This window comes from Rhizobium sp. Leaf262 (genome assembly GCF_001422245.1).
GTDB lineage: Bacteria > Pseudomonadota > Alphaproteobacteria > Rhizobiales > Rhizobiaceae > Agrobacterium.
This window is the reverse complement of record NZ_LMMM01000016.1, coordinates 1-16,188: the sequence shown is the minus strand read 5'-3', so window position 1 is coordinate 16,188 and position 16,188 is coordinate 1. Positions and strand designations below refer to the sequence as shown.

At 56.6% G+C, this 16,188-nt stretch carries 27 protein-coding genes and 1 pseudogene; all 28 read right to left on the bottom strand.

The window, feature by feature from the left end:
• Positions 1-70: 70 nt before the first annotated feature.
• The gene (locus ASF29_RS14195) at positions 71-1,081 is read right to left on the bottom strand and encodes a DNA-directed RNA polymerase subunit alpha (protein ID WP_003495228.1); all 1,011 of its coding nucleotides are present in this window, start codon (positions 1,079-1,081) and stop codon (positions 71-73) included.
• Between the two features lie 186 nt (positions 1,082-1,267).
• Positions 1,268-1,657 (bottom strand): 30S ribosomal protein S11, encoded by a 390-nt coding sequence (gene rpsK, locus ASF29_RS14190; protein ID WP_007766864.1) that lies wholly within the window; start codon positions 1,655-1,657, stop codon positions 1,268-1,270.
• Positions 1,658-1,796: 139 nt separating this feature from the next.
• Entirely contained in the window at positions 1,797-2,165 is a 369-nt protein-coding gene (rpsM, locus tag ASF29_RS14185; RefSeq protein ID WP_062451335.1) for a 30S ribosomal protein S13, read from the bottom strand.
• Between the two features lie 224 nt (positions 2,166-2,389).
• Positions 2,390-3,004: an adenylate kinase gene (locus tag ASF29_RS14180; protein WP_062451334.1), complete on the bottom strand. Its 615-nt coding sequence runs from the start codon at positions 3,002-3,004 to the stop codon at positions 2,390-2,392.
• On the bottom strand, positions 3,001-4,341 hold the full coding sequence (gene secY / locus ASF29_RS14175) for a preprotein translocase subunit SecY (RefSeq protein WP_062451333.1): 1,341 nt from the start codon (positions 4,339-4,341) through the stop codon (positions 3,001-3,003). The genes ASF29_RS14180 and secY overlap by 4 nt, the downstream gene beginning before the upstream one ends.
• Positions 4,342-4,657: 316 nt before the next feature.
• Positions 4,658-5,137, bottom strand: coding sequence for a 50S ribosomal protein L15 (rplO, locus tag ASF29_RS14170; protein ID WP_062451332.1), 480 nt, complete (start codon positions 5,135-5,137; stop codon positions 4,658-4,660).
• Positions 5,138-5,153: 16 nt separating this feature from the next.
• The gene (gene rpmD, locus ASF29_RS14165; protein WP_045230765.1) at positions 5,154-5,360 is read right to left on the bottom strand and encodes a 50S ribosomal protein L30; all 207 of its coding nucleotides are present in this window, start codon (positions 5,358-5,360) and stop codon (positions 5,154-5,156) included.
• Between the two features lie 11 nt (positions 5,361-5,371).
• A complete protein-coding gene (gene rpsE, locus ASF29_RS14160) occupies positions 5,372-5,941 on the bottom strand; it encodes a 30S ribosomal protein S5 (RefSeq protein ID WP_062451331.1) in 570 nt (189 codons plus the stop codon).
• A 119-nt stretch (positions 5,942-6,060) separates the two neighbouring features.
• Positions 6,061-6,423: a 50S ribosomal protein L18 gene (gene rplR / locus ASF29_RS14155; protein ID WP_062451330.1), complete on the bottom strand. Its 363-nt coding sequence runs from the start codon at positions 6,421-6,423 to the stop codon at positions 6,061-6,063.
• A 12-nt stretch (positions 6,424-6,435) separates the two neighbouring features.
• The gene (gene rplF, locus ASF29_RS14150) at positions 6,436-6,969 is read right to left on the bottom strand and encodes a 50S ribosomal protein L6 (protein ID WP_062451329.1); all 534 of its coding nucleotides are present in this window, start codon (positions 6,967-6,969) and stop codon (positions 6,436-6,438) included.
• A gap of 43 nt (positions 6,970-7,012) precedes the next feature.
• Entirely contained in the window at positions 7,013-7,411 is a 399-nt protein-coding gene (rpsH, locus tag ASF29_RS14145; protein ID WP_042618522.1) for a 30S ribosomal protein S8, read from the bottom strand.
• Positions 7,412-7,423: 12 nt separating this feature from the next.
• Complete coding sequence (gene rpsN / locus ASF29_RS14140) at positions 7,424-7,729, bottom strand: 30S ribosomal protein S14 (protein ID WP_062451328.1); 306 nt, start codon at positions 7,727-7,729, stop codon at positions 7,424-7,426.
• Between the two features lie 33 nt (positions 7,730-7,762).
• Positions 7,763-8,320 carry a 50S ribosomal protein L5 gene (gene rplE / locus ASF29_RS14135; RefSeq protein ID WP_062451327.1) on the bottom strand — a complete coding sequence of 186 codons (558 nt, stop codon included), beginning with the start codon at positions 8,318-8,320 and terminating at the stop codon, positions 7,763-7,765.
• Entirely contained in the window at positions 8,313-8,621 is a 309-nt protein-coding gene (rplX, locus tag ASF29_RS14130) for a 50S ribosomal protein L24 (protein WP_062451326.1), read from the bottom strand. Before rplX ends, rplE begins: the two co-directional genes overlap by 8 nt.
• Positions 8,622-8,633: 12 nt before the next feature.
• Positions 8,634-9,002 (bottom strand): 50S ribosomal protein L14, encoded by a 369-nt coding sequence (rplN, locus tag ASF29_RS14125; protein WP_003495199.1) that lies wholly within the window; start codon positions 9,000-9,002, stop codon positions 8,634-8,636.
• 232 nt (positions 9,003-9,234) lie between these two features.
• Entirely contained in the window at positions 9,235-9,471 is a 237-nt protein-coding gene (gene rpsQ / locus ASF29_RS14120; RefSeq protein WP_062451325.1) for a 30S ribosomal protein S17, read from the bottom strand.
• A gap of 12 nt (positions 9,472-9,483) precedes the next feature.
• A complete protein-coding gene (gene rpmC / locus ASF29_RS14115; protein ID WP_062451324.1) occupies positions 9,484-9,684 on the bottom strand; it encodes a 50S ribosomal protein L29 in 201 nt (66 codons plus the stop codon).
• 12 nt (positions 9,685-9,696) lie between these two features.
• Positions 9,697-10,110, bottom strand: coding sequence for a 50S ribosomal protein L16 (rplP, locus tag ASF29_RS14110; protein WP_042618528.1), 414 nt, complete (start codon positions 10,108-10,110; stop codon positions 9,697-9,699).
• Positions 10,111-10,148: 38 nt separating this feature from the next.
• Positions 10,149-10,880 carry a 30S ribosomal protein S3 gene (gene rpsC, locus ASF29_RS14105; protein ID WP_062451323.1) on the bottom strand — a complete coding sequence of 244 codons (732 nt, stop codon included), beginning with the start codon at positions 10,878-10,880 and terminating at the stop codon, positions 10,149-10,151.
• Positions 10,880-11,269 (bottom strand): 50S ribosomal protein L22, encoded by a 390-nt coding sequence (rplV, locus tag ASF29_RS14100; RefSeq protein ID WP_037172087.1) that lies wholly within the window; start codon positions 11,267-11,269, stop codon positions 10,880-10,882. The genes rpsC and rplV overlap by 1 nt, the downstream gene beginning before the upstream one ends.
• 2 nt (positions 11,270-11,271) lie before the next feature.
• Positions 11,272-11,550 (bottom strand): 30S ribosomal protein S19, encoded by a 279-nt coding sequence (gene rpsS, locus ASF29_RS14095; RefSeq protein ID WP_045230774.1) that lies wholly within the window; start codon positions 11,548-11,550, stop codon positions 11,272-11,274.
• Between the two features lie 15 nt (positions 11,551-11,565).
• The gene (gene rplB, locus ASF29_RS14090) at positions 11,566-12,402 is read right to left on the bottom strand and encodes a 50S ribosomal protein L2 (protein ID WP_062451322.1); all 837 of its coding nucleotides are present in this window, start codon (positions 12,400-12,402) and stop codon (positions 11,566-11,568) included.
• Positions 12,403-12,446: 44 nt separating this feature from the next.
• A complete protein-coding gene (locus ASF29_RS14085; protein WP_062451321.1) occupies positions 12,447-12,740 on the bottom strand; it encodes a 50S ribosomal protein L23 in 294 nt (97 codons plus the stop codon).
• A complete protein-coding gene (gene rplD / locus ASF29_RS14080; protein ID WP_062451320.1) occupies positions 12,737-13,357 on the bottom strand; it encodes a 50S ribosomal protein L4 in 621 nt (206 codons plus the stop codon). The genes ASF29_RS14085 and rplD overlap by 4 nt, the downstream gene beginning before the upstream one ends.
• Positions 13,358-13,370: 13 nt before the next feature.
• Positions 13,371-14,012: a 50S ribosomal protein L3 gene (rplC, locus tag ASF29_RS14075; protein ID WP_062451319.1), complete on the bottom strand. Its 642-nt coding sequence runs from the start codon at positions 14,010-14,012 to the stop codon at positions 13,371-13,373.
• 170 nt (positions 14,013-14,182) lie between these two features.
• Complete coding sequence (rpsJ, locus tag ASF29_RS14070; RefSeq protein ID WP_003507767.1) at positions 14,183-14,491, bottom strand: 30S ribosomal protein S10; 309 nt, start codon at positions 14,489-14,491, stop codon at positions 14,183-14,185.
• Positions 14,492-14,849: 358 nt separating this feature from the next.
• Positions 14,850-14,947: pseudogene (locus ASF29_RS24415) on the bottom strand (elongation factor Tu); the annotation flags it as partial.
• Between the two features lie 65 nt (positions 14,948-15,012).
• Positions 15,013-16,188, bottom strand: a 1,176-nt coding sequence (gene tuf, locus ASF29_RS14065) for an elongation factor Tu (protein ID WP_062451318.1), incomplete at its 5' end; no start/stop codon positions are given.

Sequence of the window (16,188 nt, the reverse complement as noted above, 5' to 3'; positions counted from 1 at the left end):
GTTGTCTTGATGACGGTGCCTGCTGTTTGACGGGGAAAGGCAGTCTTTAAAGGGCCTGCCTTTTTATTGGTTAATACTGGTCTTCGTAACGCTTGGCGAGATCTTCGATGTTCTCTGGTGGCCATGCTGGCACTTCCATGCCGAGATGCAGACCCATGGAAGCGAGAACTTCCTTGATTTCGTTGAGCGACTTGCGACCAAAGTTCGGCGTGCGAAGCATTTCGGCTTCGGTCTTCTGAATGAGGTCGCCAATGTAGACGATGTTGTCGTTCTTCAGGCAGTTTGCCGAACGAACGGACAGTTCCAACTCGTCGACCTTCTTGAGAAGCGCCGGGTTGAATGCCAGTTCGGTCACAGATTCTTCTTCTGCTTCCTTCTGCGGCTCGTCGAAGTTGACGAAGACGCCCAGCTGGTCCTGAAGAATGCGAGCGGCAAAGGCAACGGCGTCTTCGCCGGAAACCGAACCGTTGGTCTCGATCGTCATGATCAGCTTGTCGTAGTCCAGAACCTGACCTTCACGGGTGTTTTCCACCTTGTAGGACACTTTCTTGACCGGAGAATAAAGGCTGTCCACCGGAATAAGACCGATAGGTGCATCTTCCGCGCGGTTACGCTCTGCAGGCACGTAACCCTTGCCGTTGTTGACGGTGAATTCCATGCGGATTTCAGCGCCATCATCGAGCGTGCAGATAACGTGGTCGGGGTTGAGGATTTCGATGTCGCCAACCGTCTGGATATCGCCAGCGGTAACGGCACCTGGACCCTGCTTGCGCACGACCATGCGCTTGGAATCGTCACCATCCATCTTGATGGCGATTTCCTTGATGTTCAGCACGATATCAGTCACGTCTTCCCGAACGCCGGGAATGGAGGAGAACTCGTGCAGAACGCCGTCGATCTGAACCGCTGTCACAGCGGCGCCACGCAGAGACGACAAGAGAACGCGACGAAGCGCGTTACCGAGCGTCAGACCGAATCCGCGTTCCAGCGGCTCGGCAACCAGCGTTGCCTTGGTGCGGCTGGAAGACGTGAACTCGACCTTGTTCGGCTTGATCAGTTCCTGCCAATTCTTTTGAATCATCTTTAAACCTTCCGTTCGCCGCCACCATCCAATCGTGGCGGACCGAGCATGATCACCGAGAGGAACCCGAGGGTTCATCGGAGGGTTTGAAAGCGTTGGAACGCCGGACAAGCCGGCAACCACACGCCGATTACGCGAAAATTCCGCCAGACCAAAGGCAAGGCGGAATTCCCAGACAGAAACGCGTTAGACGCGACGCTTCTTGCGCGGGCGGCAACCGTTGTGCGGGATCGGCGTCACATCGCGGATGGAGGTGATCATGAAACCGGCAGCCTGGAGAGCGCGAAGTGCGGACTCACGACCCGAACCTGGACCGCAAACCTCTACCTCAAGCGACTTCATGCCGTGTTCCTGAGCCTTCTTGGCGCAATCTTCAGCAGCGATCTGGGCAGCAAATGGAGTCGACTTACGCGAACCCTTGAAGCCCTTTGCACCAGCAGACGACCAGGCAATCGCATTGCCCTGTGCGTCGGTGATGGTGATCATCGTGTTGTTGAAGGTCGAGTTGACGTGCGCAACACCCGACGTGATGTTCTTGCGTTCGCGACGGCGTACGCGTGTGGCTTCCTTGGCCATGGTAGTCCTTTCGTTGATCTCTTCACCGCCGTAACTCCAGCGGCTACACCGGCGATCAGCCTCTTGAGAAGCATCTCGCCAAACTCAGAAAGGCTGGTGCGGCTTGCACCAGCCTCCCCTTTTCCGGAGAACCGGAAAATTACTTCTTCTTACCAGCGATCGCCTTCGCCGGACCCTTGCGGGTACGAGCGTTGGTGTGCGTGCGCTGACCGCGGACCGGGAGGCCACGACGGTGACGAAGGCCACGGTAGCAACCGAGGTCCATCAGACGCTTGATGTTCATCGATGTTTCGCGACGAAGATCACCCTCGACGCGGTAGTCGCGGTCGATGGCTTCGCGAATCTGAAGGACTTCGGCATCCGTCAGCTGATGAACGCGCTTTTCAGCCGGAAGACCGACCTTGTCCATGATTTCCTGCGCGAATTTCGGACCAATCCCGTGAATATAGGTCAAGGCGATAACAACGCGCTTGGCCGTCGGGATGTTGACGCCAGCGATACGTGCCACGTCTATTCTCCTTGCGTTCCAGTTGCCATCCGGCAAGTGGTGCTTTCATTTGAGCGGCACGAGTTTGCCGCCAGTTCAAATTCCTGTTCGTCACAAGTCAAAACGACCGAACCCGGACTTTCCTTCCCTAAAGGAAAATCCGCGCCAGTCGCTTGGGTTGTCGCGAGTTGGCGCGGTGTTTAACGGAATCGGTTCAAAAAAGCAACCGGCCCCGCCAAGATTCTTTAGATACGTGCTGCAGATGCCCCGGTATCACCGTCTTTTTCAAGAACGGCTTCGATTGCGGCTGTAACCGCATCGACATCGGCCATGCCATCCAGCAAGACCAGCTCGCCCTGCTGCTCATAGTATTGAGACAAAGGCGCGGTCTTTTCACGATATTCAGACAGACGCTTGCGGAACGATTCCGGATTGTCGTCCGAACGCACCGTCCCACCAGCAGCCACCGTTTCGGCAACGCGGCTTTCGATTCGGCGAACAAGCGCCTCTTCATCTACGCGCAGCTCGATCACCGCATCCAGCACAAGGTTCTTCTGCCGCATGTTGTCCGCAAGCGCCTTGGCCTGCGGAACGGTGCGAGGATATCCATCGAGAATGAAACCCTTGGCACAGTCTGGCTGCTCGATCCGTTCGGACACGATCTGGTTGACGATATCATCCGATACGAGACCACCGGCGTCCATCACTTCCTTGGCGCGCTTGCCGATCTCGGAGCCGTCGCTGACGGCTGCACGGAGCATGTCGCCAGTCGATAGCTGCGGAATGGAATATTTGTCCGTCAGGCGCTTTGCCTGAGTTCCCTTGCCAGCGCCGGGCGGTCCCAAAAATATCAGTCTCATCGTCCCCTCTTTCCTCCACGCAGTTTCGATTTCTTGATCAGCCCCTCATATTGCTGGGCGATCAGGTGACCCTGAATCTGTGCCACAGTATCAAGAGTTACACTGACAACGATCAAAAGCGAAGTACCACCAAGGGCTAATGGGATACCTGTGCGTGCAATCAGCGTTTCAGGGAGAATACAGACGAAGACGAGGTAGATCGCACCGATAACGGTGATGCGGGTCAGGACGTAGTCGATGTATTCAGCCGTGCGCTCACCTGGACGAATGCCGGGAATGAAGCCGCCATGCTTCTTCAGATTGTCGGCGGTGTCTTTCGGATTGAAGACGATCGCCGTGTAGAAGAAAGCAAAGAACGCAATTAGCAAGCCGTAGAACAACATGAAGAGAGGCTGACCATGCTGCAGCGACGCAATGACAGTCGTTGCCCAGCCCGGCAGCTTCGTGCTGTCGGTAAAGCCTGCAGCCGTTGCGGGAAGCAGCAGCAGAGACGAGGCAAAGATTGCCGGAATGACGCCCGCGGTGTTCAGCTTCAGAGGCAGATGCGAGGTATCGCCCTGGAACATGCGGTTGCCAACCTGCCGCTTCGGATACTGAATCAGCAAGCGGCGCTGCGCTCTTTCCACGAAGACGATGAGCGCGATCACGCCGATGCAGACGACGAGAACGGTCAGCATCAGAGGTGTGGACAGCGAACCGGTCTTTCCAAGATCAAGCGTACGGGCCAGCGCTCCTGGCAATCCAGCGGCAATACCTGCAAAGATGATCAGCGAAATACCGTTACCGATACCGCGCGACGTGATCTGTTCACCAAGCCACATCAGGAACATCGTGCCGCCCAGCAGCGTGATGACCGTCGAGACACGGAAGAACCAGCCCGGATCGATGACGAGCCCTGCCCCGCTTTCGAGACCGGCGGCAATGCCATAGGCCTGTAGAGTACCGAGCAGCACCGTGCCGTAGCGCGTATACTGGTTGATGATCTTGCGGCCTGCTTCGCCTTCCTTCTTCAACGCTTCGAGCGAGGGCACGACTGACGTCATGAGCTGCACGATGATCGAAGCGGAGATGTAAGGCATGATGCCGAGGGCGAAAATCGCCATACGCTCGACTGCGCCACCCGCAAACATATTGAAAAGACCAAGAATGCCATTCGCCTGGCCGCGAAATGCCTGTGCATAGGCTTCCGGGTTCAGACCGGGAAGCGGAATATGCGTGCCAAGACGATAGACGAGAAGTGCGGCAAGGGTGAACCATAGACGCTTTTTCAGATCTTCAGCTTTCGCGAAGGTCGAAAAATTCAGGTTCGAGGCCAGTTGTTCCGCTGCTGAAGCCATAAATTTCTCCGCATGACCCTTGTCCAGCGGCACGGAAACCGGCAATTCCGGAAAAGGTCTAAAAGATACTGGTTCAAAAACCGGGCTTCGGACGGATCGCGGCTTTCTCGCCGAATCATGCCTCACCCGCGTTTTCGTTCGTCCGCTCCACATTCACCTGAATGCTTCGGAACTGTGAGGCTCCCCCCGCAACATTTTCACGCTGCTTGAGAGTATCCGCATAATCTTTGATATAATTGATTAGGATTCAAAGGCTTATGCGACTTTAGAGCGCGAACGCCCGGAGTGAAACACACCGGGCGTTCGTTGTCTTATATTACTCTGCGGCTTCGGCTGCAACAACCAGAAGCTTGATGGAACCACCAGACTTCTCGATTTTTTCAACAGCAGGCTTGGACGCACCAGCAACTTCGAAGGAAACCTTCGTCTTCAGCTCGCCGTCAGCCAGAATGCGAACGCCGTCCTTGGGGCGACGAATGACGCCAGCAGCCTTGAGAGCAGCAGCATCGATCGTTGCCTTGGCATCGAGCTTGCCCGCATCGATAGCAGCCTGAACGCGACCGAGCGAAACGGTGACGAATTCAGATGCGAAGATGTTGGTGAAGCCGCGCTTTGGCAGACGACGGTAGATTGGCATCTGACCGCCTTCGAAGCCGTTGATGGCAACGCCCGAACGAGCCTTCTGACCCTTGACGCCGCGACCACCGGTCTTGCCCTTGCCGGAACCGATACCGCGACCTACGCGGATACGGTCCTTCGTGGAGCCTTCGTTGTCTTTAATTTCATTGAGTTTCATGATGACTTCCTCCGTCTCACTTCTCGTCTACGACGCGAACGAGATGCTGGACAGCACGGATCATGCCGCGAACCGCTGGAGTATCTTCCAGAGTGCGCTGACGGTGCATCTTGTTGAGACCCAGGCCGATCAGCGTCTGGCGCTGAACCGCAGGGCGGCGAATGGGGCTGCCGATCTGTTCGACCGTAACAGTCGTCTTGGCTTCAGTAGTCTTCTTGGCCATGATCCTGCTCCTTATTCTTCAGAAGCAACGCCAGAAGCGGCGCGGCGAGACTGAAGGGTCGCATACTTCAGACCACGCTGTGCAGCGATGTCCTTAGGATGAACCTGGTGCTTCAGGGCGTCGAACGTCGCGCGAACCATGTTATATGGGTTCGAGGAACCGGTCGACTTGGCGACGACGTCGTGAACGCCGAGCGTTTCGAAAACAGCGCGCATCGGACCGCCGGCGATGATACCGGTACCAGCCTTTGCAGAGCGCAGCAGAACCTTGCCGGCGCCGTGGCGACCGTTGACATCGTGATGCAGAGTGCGGCCATCGCGAAGTGGAACGAAGATCAGATCGCGCTTGGCAGATTCGGTCGCCTTGCGGATTGCTTCTGGAACTTCACGAGCCTTGCCGTGACCAAAGCCAACGCGGCCTTTCTGGTCGCCAACAACGACGAGAGCAGCAAAACCGAAACGACGGCCGCCCTTGACGACTTTTGCAACGCGGTTGATCGCGACCAGCTTGTCGACGAATTCGCTATCGCGCTCTTCTCGGTTCTGGCGATCGTCGCGAGAACCTCTTTTTTCCTGTGCCATTGTCCTTTTCCTTTTTCTTTTGCGGGTGGAACGGCAAACGAAAAGACCATCGGCTTCATTGCTGAAACCCGCATGGTCCGGTGAAAACCTGCCCGGACATTGCCCGGGCAGATCGAATATCAGAAGTTCAGACCGCCTTCACGGGCAGCATCAGCCAAGGCCTTGATACGGCCGTGGTAGATGAATGCGCCGCGGTCGAATACGACGTCCTTGATACCAGCCTTGCTGGCACGTTCTGCAACCAGCCTGCCGACGACGGCAGCTGCTGCAACGTCTGCACCCGTCTTCAGGGACGAGCGCAGATCAGCTTCGAGCGTAGAGGCAGACGCAAGCGTCTTTCCTGCAACGTCATCGATAACCTGAACGTAGATGTTCTTCGACGAGCGATGAACCGACAGGCGCGGACGACCGTTGGCAACCGCTTTGATCTGACGGCGCACGCGGTTCGCGCGACGTGCAAGTGCTTCTTTCCTGCTAGCCATTTCGCGTGATCCTTACTTCTTCTTGCCTTCTTTGCGGATGATCCGTTCTTCGGCGTACTTGACGCCTTTGCCCTTATAGGGCTCGGGACCACGGTATTCGCGGATTTCCGCGGCAACCTGACCGACCTGCTGCTTATTGATACCCGAAACGATGATTTCCGTTGGCTTCGGAACGGCAATGGTGATGCCTTCCGGAGTCTGGTAGATCACGTCATGGCTGAAACCGAGTGCCAGCTGCAGGTTCTTGCCCTGCATGGCAGCACGATAACCAACGCCGTTGATTTCGAGCTTGCGTTCGTAGCCGTCCTTGACACCCTTGAAGATGTTCTCGACCATCGTGCGGGACATGCCCCACTTGGAACGAGCTTCCTTGCTGTCATTGGCAGGCGTTACGGAGACCGCACCATCTTCCAGTTTAACCTGAACTTCGTCATTGGCGACGAAGAACAGTTCGCCCTTAGGACCCTTGGCAGTAATCTTCTGGCCATCAACATTGGCCGTCACACCTGCAGGAACCTGAACGGGCTTTTTACCGATACGAGACATATTTCTATCCTGTCTGTCCGTTAAGGAGATCCTTGCTCGGGTCTTAGAAGACCGAGCAAAGAACCTCGCCACCAACGTTCTGTTCGCGAGCCTGGTGATCGGCCATCACACCCTTCGGAGTCGAAAGGATGGTGATGCCGAGGCCGTTCGCGACCTGCGGGATGGACTTGACCGAGACATAAACCCGGCGGCCCGGCTTGGAAACGCGGCCGATCTCACGGATCACGGACGCGCCTTCGTAGTACTTCAGCTCGATGGTGAGTTCGGACTTGCCGTTCTCGAAATCGACCTTGGAATAACCGCGAATGTAGCCTTCAGCCTGAAGCACGTCGAGAACGCGTGCACGCAGGCTGGATGCTGGTGTGTTGACCGAAGACTTGCGACGGGCTGCACCATTGCGGATTCGGGTGAGCATATCACCCAAAGGATCAGTCATTGTCATGTGCCCGTCTCCTTACCAGCTCGACTTGACAATACCCGGCACCTTGCCGGAATTGCCCAACTCGCGAAGCGCGATACGCGACATCTTGAGTTTACGATAGAACGCGCGCGGACGGCCCGTTACTTCGCAGCGGTTGCGGATACGCGTCTTCGAGCCGTCACGCGGCAGCGAAGCGAGCTTCAGAGTTGCCTGGAACCGCTCTTCGATCGGAAGGGACTGGTTCATGACAATAGCCTTGAGGGAGGCACGCTTGCCAGCCTGGGAGGCAACTGTCTTGCGGCGGCGCTTGTTCTTTTCAACTGCGCTTGTTTTCGCCATATCGGAGTTCCTTTTCTACGCTCGTCGTTACGGTTACTGACGGAACGGGAAGTTGAACTCTGTCAGAAGAGCCCGTGCTTCGTCGTCCGTTGTTGCCGTCGTGCAAACGATGATGTCCATGCCCCACATCTGATCAACCTTATCGTAGTTGATCTCTGGGAACACAATGTGCTCCTTGATGCCCATGGCGAAGTTGCCACGGCCGTCAAAGCTCTTGGGGTTCAGACCCCGGAAGTCGCGAACGCGCGGAAGCGCGATGTTGACCAGACGATCAAGGAATTCGTACATGCGGGCGCCACGAAGAGTAACCTTCGCACCGATTGGCATGCCTTCGCGAACCTTGAAGCCCGCGATGGAATTGCGAGCCTTCGTAACAACCGGCTTCTGACCTGCGATTGCAGCCAGATCGCCAGCAGCAACCGTTGGCTTCTTCGAATCAGCCGTTGCTTCGCCAACACCCATGTTGATGACGATCTTTTCCAGCTTTGGGATCATCATAACGTTCGCGTAGGAGAACTTCTCCTGCATCGCGCCACGAATACGGGAAACGTATTCAGCCTTGAGACGCGGCTCGTACTTGGACTCAGCCATCGATCACTTCTCCCGAACGCTTGGCCACACGGACCTTCTTGCCGTCAACAACCTTGAAACCAACGCGAGTCGGCTTGCCATCCTTATCGGCGATGGCGAGGTTGGAAATGTGCAAGGAAGCTTCCTTGTTGATGATGCCGCCTTCCTGGCCCTGGGTCTGGCGCTGGTGACGCTTCACCATGTTTACGCCACTCACAAAAGCCCGGTCTTCTTTCGGCAAGACCTGTGTTACTTCGCCGGTACGGCCCTTGTCCTTACCGGTCAATACGACAACCTTGTCGCCTTTACGAATTTTCTGCATCGCTATCGCTCCTTACAGTACTTCTGGAGCCAGCGAGATGATCTTCATGTGGTTCTTGGCGCGAAGTTCGCGTGGAACCGGTCCGAAGATACGGGTGCCGATCGGCTCTTTCTTGTTATCGATAAGAACGGCTGCGTTATTATCGAAACGGATGACGCTGCCGTCAGCGCGGCGGATGTCCTTGGCGGTACGAACAACGACCGCCTTCATCACGTCGCCCTTTTTGACGCGGCCGCGCGGAATTGCTTCCTTGATCGAAACGACGATAATGTCGCCAACGGAAGCATACTTGCGCTTCGAGCCGCCCAGCACCTTGATGCACATGACACGACGTGCGCCGGAATTATCCGCCACGTCGAGGTTTGTTTGCATCTGAATCATGTCAGGTCGCCTTCTTGTTGTTACCGGACCGGTTGGGCACGCCTAGCGAACGGCCCCCTGTTCCAGCTTATGAAATGTCTCTGTTTTCGCGCGGAATAATCGTGACAGGGTGGTTTCCCAAAGGACCTTCCGTGCGCATCAAAGCAAAAGAACGCCCGTGAACGAGCGTTCTTGTGCTGCTTCATACAGACTTTCGCGCATATAGCAAGGCCTGCGCGAAAATCTGTTGAAATTATGCCTGGGCGGAAACGACCGTCCAGCGCTTATCCTTGGAGATTGGCGCGCATTCCTCGATGGAAACGACATCGCCGATCTTGTACTGGTTGTTTTCGTCGTGCGCCTTGTACTTCTTCGAACGGCGAACGGTCTTCTGAAGCAGCGGGTGAGCGAATCGGCGCTCGACGCGAACTACGACAGTCTTCTCGTTCTTGTCGGACACAACGACGCCCTGCAGAATGCGTTTAGGCATATTATTCTTCCTTTAGGCCTTGGCTTCTGCCGCCTTCTGGCGGGCAATGGTTTTCACGCGGGCGATGTCCTTACGGACTTCGTCGATGCGCGAGGACTTTTCCAACTGGCCGGTTGCCTTCTGGAAGCGCAGGTTGAACTGCTCCTTCTTCAGGTCGACGAGTTTGTCCTTGAGCTGATCGGCGCTGAGGCCGCGAACGTCTTCGGCTTTCATGGTGCCTGCTCCTTACTCTGCGATGCGCTGAACGAAGCGCGTCTTCACCGAGAGCTTGGCAGCGCCGAGACGAAGCGCCTCGCGGGCGATCTCCTCGGAAACACCGTCGATCTCGAACATCATACGACCGGGCTTGACCTTGCATGCCCAGTATTCAACAGAACCCTTGCCCTTACCCATACGAACTTCGGTCGGCTTCGCCGTGACCGGAGTGTCTGGGAATACGCGGATCCACACACGACCAGCGCGCTTCATGTAACGCGTGATCGCGCGGCGGGCCGCCTCGATCTCGCGCGCGTTCACGCGGTTCGGTTCCTGCGACTTCAAGCCGAATTCACCGAATGCCAGGTCAAAGCCGCCCTTGGCCACGCCTTTAATGCGACCCTTAAACTGCTTACGGTACTTAGTACGCTTTGGCTGCAACATTTTCTAACTTCTCCGAGCTTATCTTTCGCCAGCGTCAATCAAGCGTTTTCGCGGCGACGGTCGCCACGATCGCCGCGCTCACGGCTTGCCGGACCCTGTGCATCGCCTTCGAGCCCACGACGCTCGGAAGCCATCGGATCGTGCTCAAGGATTTCGCCCTTGAAGATCCAGACCTTGATGCCGCAGATGCCGAACGCGGTTTCGGCTTCAGCCGTACCGTAATCGATGTCCGCACGCAGTGTGTGCAAAGGAACGCGGCCTTCGCGGTACCATTCGGTACGAGCGATTTCAGCGCCGCCAAGACGGCCACCGCAGGTGATCTTGATGCCTTCGGCGCCAAGACGCAGTGCGGACTGAACAGCGCGCTTCATGGCGCGGCGGAAAGCCACGCGGCGCTCAAGCTGCTGAGCGATCGACTGAGCAACGAGTGTTGCGTCGATTTCAGGCTTGCGCACTTCAACGATGTTGAGGTGCGTTTCAGAAGAGGTCATCTCGGAAATCTTCTTGCGAAGCTTTTCGATGTCTGCACCCTTCTTGCCGATGATCAGACCCGGACGAGCCGAGTGAATGGTCACGCGGCACTTCTTGTGCGGACGCTCGATGACAACCTTGGCGATACCAGCCTGCTTCAATTCCTTGATCAGGTAGGCGCGGATAGCGAGGTCTTCGTGCAGAAGCTTGCCGTATTCGGCAGTGTCTGCATACCAGCGGCTGTCCCACGTACGGTTAATGCCGAGGCGGAAGCCGATTGGATTGATTTTCTGACCCATTATGCGGCCTCCCCTTTTTCTTCCACTTCACGAACAACGATCGTCAAGTGAGAGAACGGCTTTTCGATACGCGATGCACGGCCACGGCCACGAGCGTGGAAACGCTTCATGGTGATGGACTTGCCGACATAGGCCTCGGCGACGACGAGAGCGTCGACGTCGAGGTCATGGTTGTTTTCTGCGTTCGCGATAGCCGATTCCAGCGTCTTCTTGACGGTGGAAGCGATACGCTTGCGGGAGAATTCGAGCTCGGCGAGAGCGCGATCAACCTTCTTGCCACGGATAAGAGCGGCAACCAGGTTCAGTTTCTGGGGGCTGACGCGAAGCGTACGGGCAATGGCCTGAGCCTCATTGTCCTTCAGCCGGCGTTCGGTCTTAGCCTTCGCCATGATTACTTCCTCTTTGCCTTCTTGTCCGCACCATGACCGTAATAGGTCCGGGTCGGAGAGAATTCACCGAACTTGTGTCCGACCATGTCTTCGTTGACCGAGACGGGCACATGCTTGCTGCCGTTGTAGACGCCGAATGTCAGACCAACGAACTGCGGCAGGATCGTGGAGCGACGGCTCCAGATCTTGATCACTTCATTGCGTCCGCCTTCACGTACCTTCTCAGCCTTAGTGAGAAGATAGCCGTCAACAAACGGACCTTTCCATACTGAACGAGCCATTTGAGAGTTCCTCTCTTACTTCTTGCGCTGATGGCGCGAACGCATGATGAACTTGTCGGTCGACTTGTTCGAGCGGGTGCGCTTGCCCTTGGTAGGCTTACCCCAAGGGGTAACCGGGTGACGACCACCCGACGTGCGACCTTCACCACCACCGTGAGGGTGGTCGACCGGGTTCATCACGACACCGCGAACGTGAGGCTTCTTGCCGCGCCAGCGTGAACGACCAGCTTTGCCGTCGTTGATGTTGCCATGATCGGCATTCGAGACAGCGCCGATGGAAGCAAGGCAAGAGCCATGCACCAAACGCTGCTCACCGGAGTTCAAGCGAAGGATCGCCATCCCTGCATCGCGACCAACGAGCTGGACATAGGTACCGGCAGAGCGGGCAATCTGACCACCCTTTGCAGGCTTCATCTCGACGTTGTGGATGATCGATCCGACAGGAATGTACTGAAGAGGCATAGTGTTGCCTGGCTTCACGTCAACCTGCTTTTCGGAGGCGATCACCTTGTCACCGGCAGCGAGACGCTGTGGCGCGAGAATGTAAGCCTGTTCGCCGTCCGTGTATGTCACGAGCGCGATGAATGCGGTGCGGTTAGGGTCATATTCCAGACGCTCGACCGTACCTTCAACGTCGAATTTACGACGCTTGAAGTCTACCAGACGGTAGGTCCGCTTGTGACCGCCGCCCTGAAAACGAACGGTGATCCGGCCCTGGTTGTTACGGCCACCCTTCGAGCTGAGGCCCTCTGTAAGAGCCTTTACCGGCTTGCCCTTGTAGAGCGAAGAACGGTCCACGATAACCAGCTGACGCTGGCTTGGCGTGGTCGGATTGAAACTTTTCAATGCCATTGTATTTGTTCCCTTTTGGGTCTTTGCCCGCTTGGGCCTAACCTTTAGAGTCCGGTGGACACGTCGATGGATTGACCTTCGGCCAGCGTAACGATGGCTTTCTTGACATCCTTACGCTTACCAGCGAATCCACGGAAACGACGGGTCTTACCCTTACGGATAAGTGTGTTCACAGCCGTGACCTTGACGCCGAAGAGTGCTTCGATAGCTGCCTTGATTTCAGGCTTCGAAGCGTCCTTGGCGACGTTGAATACGACCTGGTTCTGTTCGGAGACCAGCGTCGACTTTTCAGTGATCGATGGAGACACGATCACATCGTAGTGGCGAAGATCCGTCATTTGAACCGCTCCTCAAGGGCTTCTACTGCAGCCTTGGAAAGCACGAGCTTGCCACGACGCAGGATGTCGTAAACATTGATGCCCTGGATCGGCAGAACGTCCACGTTTGGAATGTTCTGTGCTGCGAGCTTGAAGTTGCCATCAAGTTCAGCGCCGCCGATGACGAGAGCGTTGGTTAGGCCAAGCGTTGCGAAATTGCCCAGCAGAGCCTTTGTCTTTGCATCGCTGGCTACGAGCTGATCGACGATGATCAGGTCTTCAGCCTTCAGCTTTGCCGAGAGTGCGTGACGCAGGGCAAGCGCACGAACCTTCTTTGGAAGGTCATGAGCGTGGCTGCGAACGACCGGGCCGTGGGCCTTGCCGCCGCCGCGGAACTGCGGTGCGCGAGCCGAATGGTGACGAGCGCGGCCCGTACCCTTCTGCTTGTACATCTTTGCGCCCGTGCGGGAAACTTCCGAACGGTTCTTGGACTTGTGCGTTCCCTGCTGCTTCTTGGCGAGCTGGTAACGAACCATGCGGGCCAGGATGTCCTGGCGTGGGTCGAGGCCGAAAATTTCGTCCGACAGGGATACCTTGCCGGCGTCTTTTCCCTCGAGGGTTTTGACGTTCAATTCCATTGGTGAGGCTCCCTTACTTCGCTGCCGACTTAACGGCGTCGCGGACGATGATCCAGGAACCCTTGGAACCGGGAACGGCGCCCTTCACGAGGATCAGTCCACGACCTTCATCGGTCGAGACCACTTCCAGGTTCTGGGTGGTGACGCGTGTCTGGCCCATGTGACCGGCCATGCGCTTGCCCTTCCAGACCTTGCCCGGATCCTGGTTCGAACCGGTCGAACCATGTGCACGGTGCGAGATCGAGTTACCATGCGACGCGCGACCACCACCGAAGTTGTGGCGCTTCATGGAACCGGCGAAGCCCTTACCGATCGTGGTGCCGGTAACGTCTACCAGCTGGCCAGCCTGGAAATGATCTGCGGTCAGTGTTGCACCGACGTCGATGAGGTTCTCGGGAGAAACCCGGAACTCGACGAGCTTTGCTTTCGGCTCGACGCTTGCGACCGCAAAATGACCGCGGAGCGCCTTCGACGTGTTCTTGACCTTGGACTGGCCTGCACCGAGCTGAACTGCGGTGTAGCCATTCTTGTCTTCCGTGCGCTGGGAAACGACTTGTACGTTATCCAAACGCAATACTGTTACTGGGATATGTTCACCTGCGTCGTTATAGACGCGGGTCATACCCACTTTCTGTGCAATCACACCTGAACGCATTGGTTCAATCCTCTTGCGAGCCTTGAAGGGAAAACCCTCTCTGGCCTTTGTTAAGGAGTTCCCTTCGACATCTCACGACGTTTCCGGTCTCCGGATTGGAAGACGTTGGATTGCTCCACGTACCTTCCTTGTTATATCGGCCCTTACTTTCGCAAGGTCAGGCCGAGGTCTTAGAGCTTGATTTCCACGTCAACGCCAGCAGCGAGATCGAGCTTCATCAAAGCATCGACAGTCTGCGGAGTTGGGTCAACGATATCGAGAAGACGCTTGTGCGTCCGCATTTCGAACTGCTCACGGCTCTTCTTGTCAACGTGAGGAGAGCGGTTAACGGTAAACTTTTCGATGCGGGTAGGCAGTGGAACCGGGCCGCGAACGCTGGCGCCGGTGCGCTTGGCGGTCGACACGATCTCACGGGTAGAGGCATCGAGGATCCGGTGATCAAACGCCTTGAGGCGGATACGGATATTCTGGCCGTTCATTCGTCTTGTCCTTGTTCTTTGTTTTTTTTGATTTCCGCACGCGGAAATACATGAACCTAGTTGATCGTGGCGCCGCAGATTTTCAAAAATCGAGAGAAGCACGCGAAGTGCCCAATCATTTCAGTAGTCTGTATTGCTAAATCACCGGGCTTCGCGAAACGTCACGAATCCGACTGGTGAGTGTGAGTGCGCGTTTACGCGCTTTCACCGAATTTTTCAAGCACTAAAAGTGCAACGCCATGATGCTTTTTATCAAACGTCCAATGGCGGTGCTTTTCACACCGCCATTGTCCAGAATTATCCCGCCGGACCTAAGCCCGACGTAGAGGCTGCGGCGTCGCAGACGCCGCCTGCCCTATTACTCGACGATCGAGGCGACGATGCCGGCGCCGACGGTACGGCCGCCTTCGCGGATCGCGAAGCGCAGCTTTTCTTCCATCGCGATCGGAACGATCANCCGGAGCGTAGCCCCAAGCGATCCGTTGCCGGCGGGGCCTGATCAAATCCCTTGCGGGAAAAGATTACTCGACGATCGAGGCGACGATGCCGGCGCCGACGGTACGGCCGCCTTCGCGGATCGCGAAGCGCAGCTTTTCTTCCATCGCGATCGGAACGATCAGCTCGACAGCAACGGTGACGTTGTCGCCTGGCATAACCATTTCCGTGCCTTCTGGAAGCGAAACGATACCGGTCACGTCAGTCGTACGGAAGTAGAACTGTGGACGGTAGTTCGTGAAGAACGGTGTATGACGACCGCCTTCTTCCTTCGTCAGGATGTAGGCTTCAGCCATGAACTTCTTGTGCGGCTTCACAGAACCTGGCTTGCAGAGAATCTGACCACGCTCAACGCCATCACGGGTAACGCCGCGAACCAGTGCGCCGATGTTGTCGCCAGCCTGGCCCTGATCGAGCAGCTTGCGGAACATTTCAACGCCGGTAACAGTCGTCTTCGACGTCGCACGAATGCCGACGATTTCGACTTCTTCACCAACCTTGACGATACCGCGCTCAACGCGACCCGTCACAACCGTACCACGGCCGGAGATCGAGAACACGTCTTCGATTGGCATCAGGAACGGCTGGTCGATTGGACGCTCTGGTGTCGGGATGTAGGCGTCGACCTGAGCCATCAGCTCGCGGATCGCGTCTTCGCCGATCTTCTTGTCGGAATCTTCAAGAGCAGCAAGAGCCGAACCCTTGACGATTGGAATATCGTCGCCAGGGAAGTCGTAGGACGACAGAAGTTCGCGAACTTCCAGTTCTACCAGTTCCAGCAGTTCTGCGTCGTCAACCTGGTCGACCTTGTTGAGGAACACGACGATGGCAGGAACGCCAACCTGACGAGCAAGCAGGATGTGCTCGCGGGTCTGTGGCATCGGGCCGTCAGCTGCAGAGCAAACCAGGATCGCGCCGTCCATCTGGGCAGCACCGGTGATCATGTTCTTCACGTAGTCGGCGTGGCCGGGGCAGTCGACGTGCGCGTAGTGACGGTTCGGTGTCTCATATTCAACGTGCGCCGTCGAAATCGTGATACCACGTGCCTTCTCTTCAGGAGCGGCGTCGATCTGGTCGTACGCCTTGAACTCGCCGAAGTACTTCGTGATCGCAGCAGTCAACGACGTCTTGCCGTGGTCAACGTGACCGATCGTGCCAATGTTGACGTGCGGCTTGTTGCGCTCAAACTTGCTCTTTGCCAT

Coding starts and splice junctions, on each gene's coding strand:
- ASF29_RS14195 (WP_003495228.1), bottom strand. CDS start 1,081: ATGATTCAAAAGAATTGGCAGGAACTGATCAAGCCGAACAAGGTCGAG.
- rpsK (WP_007766864.1), bottom strand. CDS start 1,657: ATGGCCAAGGAAGCCACACGCGTACGCCGTCGCGAACGCAAGAACATC.
- ASF29_RS14180 (WP_062451334.1), bottom strand. CDS start 3,004: ATGAGACTGATATTTTTGGGACCGCCCGGCGCTGGCAAGGGAACTCAG.
- secY (WP_062451333.1), bottom strand. CDS start 4,341: ATGGCTTCAGCAGCGGAACAACTGGCCTCGAACCTGAATTTTTCGACC.
- rplO (WP_062451332.1), bottom strand. CDS start 5,137: ATGAAACTCAATGAAATTAAAGACAACGAAGGCTCCACGAAGGACCGT.
- rpmD (WP_045230765.1), bottom strand. CDS start 5,360: ATGGCCAAGAAGACTACTGAAGCCAAGACGACTGTTACGGTCGAACAG.
- rpsE (WP_062451331.1), bottom strand. CDS start 5,941: ATGGCACAGGAAAAAAGAGGTTCTCGCGACGATCGCCAGAACCGAGAA.
- rplR (WP_062451330.1), bottom strand. CDS start 6,423: ATGGCTAGCAGGAAAGAAGCACTTGCACGTCGCGCGAACCGCGTGCGC.
- rplF (WP_062451329.1), bottom strand. CDS start 6,969: ATGTCTCGTATCGGTAAAAAGCCCGTTCAGGTTCCTGCAGGTGTGACG.
- rpsH (WP_042618522.1), bottom strand. CDS start 7,411: ATGACAATGACTGATCCTTTGGGTGATATGCTCACCCGAATCCGCAAT.
- rpsN (WP_062451328.1), bottom strand. CDS start 7,729: ATGGCGAAAACAAGCGCAGTTGAAAAGAACAAGCGCCGCCGCAAGACA.
- rplE (WP_062451327.1), bottom strand. CDS start 8,320: ATGGCTGAGTCCAAGTACGAGCCGCGTCTCAAGGCTGAATACGTTTCC.
- rplX (WP_062451326.1), bottom strand. CDS start 8,621: ATGCAGAAAATTCGTAAAGGCGACAAGGTTGTCGTATTGACCGGTAAG.
- rplN (WP_003495199.1), bottom strand. CDS start 9,002: ATGATTCAGATGCAAACAAACCTCGACGTGGCGGATAATTCCGGCGCA.
- rpsQ (WP_062451325.1), bottom strand. CDS start 9,471: ATGCCTAAACGCATTCTGCAGGGCGTCGTTGTGTCCGACAAGAACGAG.
- rpmC (WP_062451324.1), bottom strand. CDS start 9,684: ATGAAAGCCGAAGACGTTCGCGGCCTCAGCGCCGATCAGCTCAAGGAC.
- rplP (WP_042618528.1), bottom strand. CDS start 10,110: ATGTTGCAGCCAAAGCGTACTAAGTACCGTAAGCAGTTTAAGGGTCGC.
- rpsC (WP_062451323.1), bottom strand. CDS start 10,880: ATGGGTCAGAAAATCAATCCAATCGGCTTCCGCCTCGGCATTAACCGT.
- rplV (WP_037172087.1), bottom strand. CDS start 11,269: ATGGCGAAGGCTAAGACCGAACGCCGGCTGAAGGACAATGAGGCTCAG.
- rpsS (WP_045230774.1), bottom strand. CDS start 11,550: ATGGCTCGTTCAGTATGGAAAGGTCCGTTTGTTGACGGCTATCTTCTC.
- rplB (WP_062451322.1), bottom strand. CDS start 12,402: ATGGCATTGAAAAGTTTCAATCCGACCACGCCAAGCCAGCGTCAGCTG.
- ASF29_RS14085 (WP_062451321.1), bottom strand. CDS start 12,740: ATGACGGATCTTCGCCACTACGATGTGATCGTGTCTCCATCGATCACT.
- rplD (WP_062451320.1), bottom strand. CDS start 13,357: ATGGAATTGAACGTCAAAACCCTCGAGGGAAAAGACGCCGGCAAGGTA.
- rplC (WP_062451319.1), bottom strand. CDS start 14,012: ATGCGTTCAGGTGTGATTGCACAGAAAGTGGGTATGACCCGCGTCTAT.
- rpsJ (WP_003507767.1), bottom strand. CDS start 14,491: ATGAACGGCCAGAATATCCGTATCCGCCTCAAGGCGTTTGATCACCGG.